Consider the following 9,028-nt stretch of genomic DNA (forward strand, 5'->3'; position numbering starts at 1 on the left):
GTCCCGGTCCCGAGCATCGTCCCGGCCTTCCGCGCCTACGTGGACCAGATGCTCCTGGTCGACGACGCCACCATCGTCGAGGCGCTACACCTCATCCGCGACACCGTCGGGATGATCCTCGAACCGGCCGGCGCCCTCGGAATCGCCGCCATGCTGCAGCACACCATCCCCGGAGACCGCATCGCGACCATAGCCACGGGCAGCAACTACTCCGATGCGCTTCTGCATCAGCTCACCGGCAGGGCTCGAGCAGGGCGATGAGGGTGTTCACGACGTCTTCGCGGGTGGGAGTGGCGGTCGGCACAACGGCCGCACACCCGACGGCTACGAGACCGGTCACGCTATGACCCTCCCGCGGGCCGGTCACGCTATGACTGGCGGGTTTTGGGCGCTATAGCGCCCAAAATCGACCAACCATAGCCCGAGGGTCCGCACTGCTGACCATGATTCCGTCACACTCGATGCGGGTCGGTGCTTGCCCGTACATGAGCGCGCTGCCCCTGACGTCCGACGAGGCTGAGGTACTCGACCGGTCCCCTGCTGGTGGCGCCGAACCAGTGCGGCGTTCTGGTGTCGAATTCGGCCACTTCGCCGGCCTGCAGGATGAGGTCTTGGTCGCCGAGCACCAGGCGCAGGGTGCCGTTGAGGACGTAGGCCCAGTCGAAGCCTTCGTGGGAGCGCAGGTCGGGAACGGTGTCGTCGCTGCCGGTGGGGAGGATGAACTTGTAGGCCTGAATTCCCCCGGGCCGGCGAGTGAGGGGGATGACGACGGATCCGTCGGCGCAGGACAACGGGCGCAGGTCGATGCGGGGGTCGGCGGTGCGGGGTGCGTCGACGAGAGAGTCGAGGGTGACGCCGTAGTACCGCGCTAGCGGCAAGAGCTGTTCCAGCGTGGGATGCCGCAGTCCCGCTTCGAGCCGCGACAGGGTGCTCGTGGAGATTCCGGTCGCCTCGGCCAGGGCGGTCAAGGTGACGTCGCGGCGCAGCCGCAGGTGCTTGAGCCGGGGGCCGACGGTGTCGAGGGTCTGCTCGGTCGTCTCGTCCATACCTCGATTTTTCCATTCGGCAAGAATATTTGCCAGTTCTATTGCCGGGCGGGATGCTGATTTCAGGCACCAGGAACGACAGGAGGCTGAGATGGCTGAATTCGACAAGAACTACTGGGAAGACCACTGGACTCTCGATTCCCCAGAACAGGAACAGCGGCAGCTGCCGGTCAACCCGTACCTACCGGCCGAGACGACGCATCTGCCGCCCGGTGCCGCACTCGATGCCGGCTGCGGGTCTGGTGCCGAAGCGCTGTTGCTCGCCGAGCAGGGGTGGCGGGTCACTGCTGCTGACATCTCGGCTACCGCCTTGGCCACCGCGCAGGCTCGCGCGGCCGCGGCCGGCCTGGCGAACCGGATCGATTGGGTGGAAGCCGATCTGTCCCGATGGGCGCCGGACCGGACGTGGGATCTCGTGGTCACCAACTACGCCCACGCCGAGATCGGACAGCTCCCGCTCTACCGGCGCCTCGCGTCCTGGGTAGCCCCCGGCGGCACGCTGCTCATCGTGGGTCACCTCCACGGTCACCATCACGGCGACCACTCCGGCCACGACCGTCCCGACTCTGCGACGGCGACGCTGAATTCGATCACGAATCTGTTCACAGTTCCCGCATGGCGAATCGATGCCGGCTACGAAAACACTCGCACCGTCCGGCCCGGCGGCACGCCGGTGCAGTTGCGTGACGTGATCGTCCGCGCCCGCCGCCTTTCCTGACCCATCGTTGCTCTTCTTCGCACGTCGCGGCCTCCCGCCCGCGACGCCGCGTCGTGCTGCCCGCGTGCCCGGCCAGGCAGACCAGAACTGGAAGGAACCCGACCATGACCTTCGCCTCGCAGGGCAGCGCGATGGACCCCGCGCCCGTCATCGACGATCCACGGCGCAGACGAGCGATCCTGTGGGCCGTCGGTATCGCCCTGATGGCCGTCGTCGCCTCTGTGTCCGGGTTGAACGTCGCTCAGCCCCAACTGGCCGCCAGCTTTGCCGCCTCCCAGGGGCAGGTGCTGTGGATCATCAACACCTACACCCTCACCCTCGCCGCACTACTCCTCCCGCTGGGCGCGGCAGGTGACCGGCTGGGCCGCAAGCCGGTCCTGATCACCGGGTTGACACTCTTCGGCGTCGCGAACGTCGCGGCCGCCGTCACCCCGGTCATGGGCGTCATGCTCGCAGCGCGCTTGCTCAGCGGCATCGGCGCGGCGATGATCATGCCCGTCACTCTGTCGGTGATCACCTCGTCCTTCCCTGCCAAGGAGCGCTCCAAGGCGATCGGGATGTGGACCGCGGTCGCAGGTGGCGGCGGCATCCTCGGCATGTACCTCTCCGCCCTGCTCGTCGACGTCGCGACCTGGCGGTGGCTGTTCGCCCTGCCTGTCGTGCTGACCGTCGCCTCGCTGCTGATCGGCATGCGCGTCATCCCGAACTCCCGCGAAGCCACCGGTCGTTTCGACACCGTCGGCGCGCTGACCTCCATCGTCGCCGCCGTGGGCTTCACCTTCGCCCTCCATGAAGCACCGTCTCGGGGCTGGTCCGACCTGATCGTTGCGGTCCCCCTCGTGTCAGCCGTACTCGCCACCGTCGCATTCACCGTGTGGGAACTGCGAACCCCGGTCCCGTTGCTCGACATCCGGCACTTCCGCACCCGCGGGCTGTCTTCCGGAACGACCACTCCTGCTCGTTCTGTTCGGAGTGCAAGGCGGCGTCTCCTTGGTGCTCTATCCGTTCTTCCAGGTCGTCCTCGGCTGGAGTGGACTGCTCGCGACCTTGGGACTGATGCCGATGGCCCTGTTGATGATGTTCGCCTCCGGTCTTGCGCCCAGGCTCGCCGCGCGCACCGGCCCCAGAGCAGCCATGGTCACCGGACTCGGCCTCGCCACCATCGGTCTCGCCTTGATGGCCGGATCCGTGTCCGCCGAAGGCGGCTACCTCAGTGTCCTGCCAGGCCTGATCGCCATGGGTATGGGAGCAGGGTTGGCGATGACACCGTCGACCGAGGCCATCACATCCTCACTTCCCCGCGAACAGCAGGGCGTAGCTTCCGCACTCAACGACCTCACCCGCGAACTCGGTGCCGCCCTGGGCATCGCGCTGCTGGGCGGACTACTCGTCGCCGGATACCGAAACGCCATCTCCGAACGCCTGAGCGGAGTACCCGACGAGCTCAAGGCCACCGCACGTGAGGGCATCGCCAACGCCACCGCCGTGTCCCAGCACGCCGGCGAGCACGCCGAACAGATCCTGCTCGCCGCCCAGGACGCCTTCATCGCCGGCTGGCGCCAGTCCATGTGGGTCGGCGTTGCAGTCATGGCCGTCCTCGTCGTCTTCGTTCTCTTCCGAGCGCCCAAGACGACTGAGGCCGCGCTATCCGGTGACCAGGTTCGTTCTCTTCCGAGCGCCCAAGACGACTGAGGCCGCGCTATCCGGTGACCAGGCGGATCAGGAGCTTCGCCGTGGCCTCGGGTGACTCCACCGGGAAGTGGTGGGTGCCCAGATCGACGAGCACGAAGTCGATGCGGTCGCCGTAGCGGTCGATCGCTTCCGGTACGACCAGGTCACGGATGGCAAATGCGGTGATCGGCTGTGTGGTCTCCTGCAGTGCCGCGTCCATGTCCCAGCGCATCAGGCCTTCGATGGAGCGCACGCCTGCGGGCTGCCGCACGGCGACCATCTTGCGGAAGTGTGCGTCCTTGAGTTCCGGGTGGGTGCCCTCGGGGGATCCCCCTTCGACCAGACCCCGCACCGCCCCGGCGAAGTCGTCGTGAAACCCACCGACCATGGCCTCGACCTGATCGTCGCTCATCGCGGGGAACAGGCCCAGGTAGTGCAGCGCGTCGAGCGCGACCACGTGCGTCACCGTGTCCGGGAGCAACCGGCCGACCTCCACGGCCACCGCCCCGCCGAGGGAATGCCCTGCAACGATCACTGAGGTCGCGGACTCGGCCTCCAGCACAGCGGCCACATCGCGGGCGAACTCCGCGATGGTCCAGGTGTCCCGCGCCGAGCGCGATTCGCCGTGTTCGGCGAGGTCGATCGCGAGCACGCGGTAGGACTCGGGCAGGTGGTCGGTCACCGCGTCGAAGTCGCCGCGGTGGCAGGCCCAGCCGTGCACGAGTGCGAGCGTTGGCCCACCAGCCGGGCCGCTGGCCGTGTACCGGATCGTCGTACTGTGCGGACGGCGAACCTCGAGATGCTGTGTGGTCCTACTGGTCATGGTCATGGGTTTCTCCTTGTCTCACGGTGTCTCATGTGACTGCGTCATGCCGGCTAGGCGCGCCTGATTCACGCGCAGAACGAAAGCGGTGAAGGTCAACGCGACGATCACGAGGGCGTAGATGGTGGTAGCGGTCAGTAGGCCCAAGGAGGTGACGGCGATCCCGCCCAACACGGCGGGCACGCTGTTACCGAGGTAGTTGATGACATTCGCCAGCGCGAAGACCGCGCTGCGCTCGTGTGGCCGGGCGATGCGGGCGAAGGTGCCGAACGTCGCCAGCACCGATCCTCCGAAGCCGACGCCGGCGACGACAGCGCCCGCGGCTGCGACCCAGACGGCGTCCTGCGTCACGCCGGCGAGCGAGGTCAAGGTGCCGATCCCGAGCAGCGCCGATGACGGAGCCAGCAACCACGACGCGGAACGAGACCGGAGAACGAGGACCGCCAGGGCGCCGGTGCCCGCCAGGAGCGTGACCACGATGCCGCCGATCAGCCTGTTGTCCAGCCCCAGCAGCTCCGCGGCGACGGACGGGCCGAGCGACAGGTACATGCCGGCCAGCGCCCACGTGGCGATCATCGCCGGCACCACCGGAACGATGTCAGCGCGCAGATGCGACGGCATCGCGACCCGGGGCCGCAGGGACCTCGCAGCCCCGGGCAGGCGCTGCGAGGTCTCCGGCATGAGGAAGACCACCACAGCCGCCAGCACCATGGCGCCCAGGAGGACCGCGTAGACCAGCCGAGTCGGTGCGGGGGCGAACTGAACGAGCAGACCACTGCCCAAGGCCCCGATGGCCAGGCCGCTCAGCGGCCCGACAGAGGTGACCACGCCGGCCCGTCCGCGCGAGGGCTCCAGATCGACCAGCGTGGCGCTCAGCGTGGTGGTCGCGACCCCGGTCGCGATCCCTTGCAGCACTCGGGCCGCGGACAGCATGAGGACGTCCTGCGCCGTCAGGAACAGCGCGAGCGAGCCGATCTGTAGGGCGATGGCGGCGCCGAGCGTCGCTCGACGGCCGAGATGGTCGGACAACGCGCCGAAGACGAGCAAGGAGCCCAGCAACCCGAAGACGTAGAGGGCGAAGACGACGGTCAGCACCCAGGCCGGGAACTGCCACTGCTGCTGGTAGACGACGTAGAGCGGGGACGGTGCGCTGGATGCGGCCAGGAAGAGCACAAGACTGGCGCCTACCCAGGGGAAGAATCTCGTTCCCGGTGCGCGGAGCCGACCACCGACGGGTGACGGGGCAGCCTCAGAGTCGACGGACACGAAGACCTCGCAATGATCGTTGCGTTAGTGACTGGACAGCCACTCTAACGCAGCCTTCATTGCGATAATTCGCAGTGATCGATGCGATACTGGTCACATGGCCACCGCTACCGAAGCGCAGCACATCGAACGTCGACCCGGCGGCCGCTCCGCACGAGTCCGCGCGGCCGTCCACCAGGCCGTCAGAGAACTGCTCGCCGGACAGACCGGGGATCAGCTGACGATCCCGATGGTCGCCAACCACGCCGGAGTCCATCCCACGACCGTCTACCGACGGTGGGGATCCATCGGCGACCTGCTCACCGACGTCGCCACCAGCCGATTCTCCGGTGACTTCGTCGTCCCCGACAGCGGAAGCCTCCGCGAAGACCTCGAGCGCTATGCCGCGGACCTCGCCCGCGACCTCAGCGATCCCGACACGCTCGCCCTGGTACGCGCCATCATCGGCGCAGGCGGTGAAAACGCCGAGATCTGCCGAGCCGAACGACAGGAGCAACTCGAAGCCATCCTCGAACGCGAACACGCCCGCGGCAACGAACTGGCACCATCCATCGAACGCGCCATCGACGGACTCCTCGCACCCCTCTACTACCGGGCGGTGTTCACCTCGAAGAAGCCAACCCCGGAATGGGCACGCTCGCTCGTCGCGCACCTACTCCCGGACTGAGCCGCTTCTGGGACGCCCGGACTGGGTGAGCCCCGATGGTGACTATCGCGCTGCGTCCAGGTCGGCCAGGTCCAGGACGAAGCGGTAGCGCACGTCACCGCGTTCGAGCCGGTCGAAGGCGTCGTTGATCCGTCCGGAGGGAAGCACCTCGACGTCGGCGGTGATGCCGTGCCTGGCGCAGAAGGCCAGCAGCTCGGCCGTGGCGGGCCGTCCGCCGCTGCCGGCCGAGCTCAGGTGCTTCCTGCCGATGAGCAGATCGAGCACGTCGACGGAGACCGTGCCCAGATGCCCGAGCAGGCTCAGAGTCCCGTCCATCGCCACGAGGTGCAGATACGGGCGCAGTTCGTGCGGGGCGGAGATGGTGTCCAGGACGACGTCGAAGCGGTCGCGGGCGGCGGCCATCTGCTCCGGGTCGGACGACACGAGGGTTTCGTGGGCGCCGAGGGCACGCGCGTCGTCGGCCTTGCCCTTGCTCCGGGTGATGACGGTCGTGGTGGCGCCGAGGGCGACGGCCAGCTTGACGGCCAGGTGCCCGAGCCCGCCGAGACCGACGACGGCCACGCGTGATCCCGGCCCGACATCAAGCGCCCGCAGCGGTTCCCACACGGTGATACCCGCGCACAACAGCGGTGCGGCCGACGCCGCATCCAAACCGTCGGGAAGGTGGTAGGCAAACCCCTCCCGGACGACGTACTCCCGGGAGAAGGCCCCAAGGGTGGTCATCCCGTCGTGTCGGTCGGTGCCGCCGTAGGTGAGCATGGGGAACTGGCGGCAGAAGTTTTCCTGTCCAGCCCGGCACGGATCGCACGTTCCGCAGGAGTCGACGATGTTGCCCACGGCGACGCGGTCGCCGACGTCGAAGCTCGACACGTCCGGCCCGGTTGCGGTGACCACGCCCGTGAACTCGTGGCCAGGGACGACCGGTGGACTTCCCGGCCCGGGATGGGCTGCGACGGCGTGCAGGTCGGTGTGGCAGACGCCGCAGTAGTCCACGCGCACCGCGATGTCGTCGGCTCGCAGATCACGTCGCACGAGGCTCGCACGCCGGAGCCCGCCCCCGCCGCTCGCCTGCCAGCCGGTCGTGTGCCTCATGTGGTCTCCAAACAAACAGAATGGTTGGTTTATTTGACGCTATGACAGGTGCGTCCGGCTTGGCAAACCGACCGGTCTGTTGTGCACTGGTGGGATGACCACGGGACCTGTCACCGCGCGGGGCGTCGCGACACGACGGCGCATCGTCGAGGCGGCCATCGCCGAGTTCGCCAGGTACGGGATCGCCGGGGCGCGGGTCGAACGCATCGTCGGCGACGCGCGAACGAACAAGGCACAGCTGTACGCCTACTTCGGCAGCAAGGAACGGCTCTTCGACGCCGTCTTCCTGGAGTCGCTCGAGCACATCGCCGACGCAGTCGCGTTCGATGCCACCGACCTGGCGGACTGGGCCGTCCGGCTCTACGACGAGTACCTGGAGAACCCGGACCTCATCCGGCTTGCGACCTGGGCGCGCCTCGAGCGCAGCCCGGAAGGACGTCTCGCCCCGGAGGTCGAGAAATTCGACGACGCGAAGATCCGGGCGATCGCGCAGGCCCAAGCGGACGGCATCGTCCGCTCCGGCGACCCGTACGACTTGATGGCCCTGGTCATCGCCATGTCGATGACCTGGTCGCCCGTCAGCAACGTCTACGCCGCCAGCGCCGGCGAGCCCACCGACCGGCACGACCAGCGGCGAGCCCTCCTGCGCGAAGCGGTGCAGCGCGCCGTGGCGCCGTAACACCCGCCTGGCCAGGCGCAGCCGGGTGGTCAGGGGACTTCTCGGAACCCCGGTCAACACGTCCCTGACCATCCGGACCTGGCGTACAGCCTGCGCGTTAGCGGAGTTGTAGAGCGTCGACCACGTGGCTCGAGCAGTCAGCTCAGGTGCGGGACGACCGACGTCCCGAAGTGGCGCAGCTGGGCTACCGGGTCGGCGACCGGCCAGATGAAGACCGCGTCGACACCGGCGTCGGCGTAGCGAGCCAGCCGTGCGGCGCATATCTCGGCTGGCCCGATGAGCACCTGCTCGGCGAGCGTGACCGGGTCCCGGCCCAGCATGTGAGCCAGGGCGTCGAGTCTCGTCCGCGATGCGGCATCGGAATCGGTCAGGTAGGTCCACATGGTCGCAAGGGCGATCGGAAAGGCGCGCGTGTCTCGTCTGGCCGGCTCCAGGACGCGGTGCAGGATGTCACGGCCGGCGGAGATCTGGTCGGGTGTCGTGTTGTACGCCGACGCAAGCCATCCATCGCCGAGGCGGGCCACCCGGCGAAGTCCGGCCGCAGAGCCCCAACTGCCGATCCAGATCGGGATCGGCCGGGCCGGCCGGGGCTCCAGGGCGGGTGTGTCATAGAAGCGGTCCGGTGTCGGCACGCGTTCCTCGGTGAGCGAGGAACGGAGCACTCGAACCGCTTCGTCGAACCGCGACCAGCGCTCCCCGAACGGCACCCCAGCCGCGTCGTAGTCGGCGGCTGAGGATCCCGGGCCGACGCCGAGCACGAAACGACCACCGGACAGAGCGTCCAACGCTGCAGCAGCCTTGGCCAGGGCCACCGGTCCTCGGACCACCGGCAAGGCTACGGTCGTGGCCAAAGTCAGGTCGACACTGCGATCCACGACGGTGGACAGCGCGACGATCCCATCCAGCCACGACCGTTGGAACACTAGATGGTCATTGGCGCTGATCGCGCTGAACCCCGCCTCGCGCGCAGCATCCACGTAGCCGGTCAAGGAGGGGATTCCCGAACCGTCGAAATCGATCAGCGGCAGATGCGCACCGAACCTCACCATCGGACTCTAACGGCCTC

Annotated in this window: 8 protein-coding genes and 2 pseudogenes; 5 read left to right on the forward strand and 5 right to left on the reverse strand. The window is 68.1% G+C overall.

The window, feature by feature from the left end; genetic code table 11:
- Positions 1-261, forward strand: a pseudogene (locus M6444_RS16625) (hypothetical protein); the annotation flags it as partial.
- 191 nt (positions 262-452) lie between these two features.
- Here M6444_RS16625 and M6444_RS16630 read toward each other — a convergent pair.
- The gene (locus tag M6444_RS16630) at positions 453-1,046 is read right to left on the reverse strand and encodes an XRE family transcriptional regulator (protein WP_298329865.1); all 594 of its coding nucleotides are present in this window, start codon (positions 1,044-1,046) and stop codon (positions 453-455) included.
- 91 nt (positions 1,047-1,137) lie between these two features.
- Here M6444_RS16630 and M6444_RS16635 point away from each other — a divergent pair, with 91 nt between their 5' ends.
- Positions 1,138-1,764: a class I SAM-dependent methyltransferase gene (locus M6444_RS16635; protein ID WP_298329868.1), complete on the forward strand. Its 627-nt coding sequence runs from the start codon at positions 1,138-1,140 to the stop codon at positions 1,762-1,764.
- A 131-nt stretch (positions 1,765-1,895) separates the two neighbouring features.
- A pseudogene (locus tag M6444_RS23050) lies at positions 1,896-3,456 on the forward strand (MFS transporter).
- 7 nt (positions 3,457-3,463) lie between these two features.
- Here the strand turns inward: M6444_RS23050 and M6444_RS16650 are convergent.
- Together M6444_RS16650 and M6444_RS16655 are read right to left on the reverse strand one after the other, a co-directional pair.
- Complete coding sequence (locus M6444_RS16650) at positions 3,464-4,264, reverse strand: alpha/beta fold hydrolase (protein WP_363326405.1); 801 nt, start codon at positions 4,262-4,264, stop codon at positions 3,464-3,466.
- Between the two features lie 15 nt (positions 4,265-4,279).
- Positions 4,280-5,524: an MFS transporter gene (locus tag M6444_RS16655; protein WP_298329880.1), complete on the reverse strand. Its 1,245-nt coding sequence runs from the start codon at positions 5,522-5,524 to the stop codon at positions 4,280-4,282.
- Between the two features lie 97 nt (positions 5,525-5,621).
- Here M6444_RS16655 and M6444_RS16660 point away from each other — a divergent pair, with 97 nt between their 5' ends.
- A complete protein-coding gene (locus tag M6444_RS16660) occupies positions 5,622-6,191 on the forward strand; it encodes a TetR-like C-terminal domain-containing protein (RefSeq protein WP_298329884.1) in 570 nt (189 codons plus the stop codon).
- Positions 6,192-6,233: 42 nt separating this feature from the next.
- Here M6444_RS16660 and M6444_RS16665 read toward each other — a convergent pair whose 3' ends face one another.
- A complete protein-coding gene (locus M6444_RS16665) occupies positions 6,234-7,283 on the reverse strand; it encodes an NAD(P)-dependent alcohol dehydrogenase (protein WP_298329887.1) in 1,050 nt (349 codons plus the stop codon).
- Positions 7,284-7,377: 94 nt separating this feature from the next.
- On the opposite strand from M6444_RS16665, the gene M6444_RS16670 reads away from it, so the two are divergent.
- A complete protein-coding gene (locus tag M6444_RS16670) occupies positions 7,378-7,962 on the forward strand; it encodes a TetR family transcriptional regulator (protein ID WP_298329890.1) in 585 nt (194 codons plus the stop codon).
- 137 nt (positions 7,963-8,099) lie between these two features.
- Here M6444_RS16670 and M6444_RS16675 read toward each other — a convergent pair whose 3' ends face one another.
- Positions 8,100-9,008, reverse strand: coding sequence for an LLM class flavin-dependent oxidoreductase (locus M6444_RS16675; protein WP_298329893.1), 909 nt, complete (start codon positions 9,006-9,008; stop codon positions 8,100-8,102).
- Positions 9,009-9,028: the final 20 nt, after the last annotated feature.

Origin of the sequence: Haloactinopolyspora sp. (assembly GCF_027324685.1) — a bacterium.
GTDB lineage: Bacteria > Actinomycetota > Actinomycetes > Jiangellales > Jiangellaceae > Haloactinopolyspora.

Coding starts and splice junctions, on each gene's coding strand:
- M6444_RS16630 (WP_298329865.1), bottom strand. CDS start 1,046: ATGGACGAGACGACCGAGCAGACCCTCGACACCGTCGGCCCCCGGCTC.
- M6444_RS16660 (WP_298329884.1), top strand. CDS start 5,622: ATGGCCACCGCTACCGAAGCGCAGCACATCGAACGTCGACCCGGCGGC.
- M6444_RS16635 (WP_298329868.1), top strand. CDS start 1,138: ATGGCTGAATTCGACAAGAACTACTGGGAAGACCACTGGACTCTCGAT.
- M6444_RS16650 (WP_363326405.1), bottom strand. CDS start 4,264: ATGACCATGACCAGTAGGACCACACAGCATCTCGAGGTTCGCCGTCCG.
- M6444_RS16670 (WP_298329890.1), top strand. CDS start 7,378: ATGACCACGGGACCTGTCACCGCGCGGGGCGTCGCGACACGACGGCGC.
- M6444_RS16665 (WP_298329887.1), bottom strand. CDS start 7,283: ATGAGGCACACGACCGGCTGGCAGGCGAGCGGCGGGGGCGGGCTCCGG.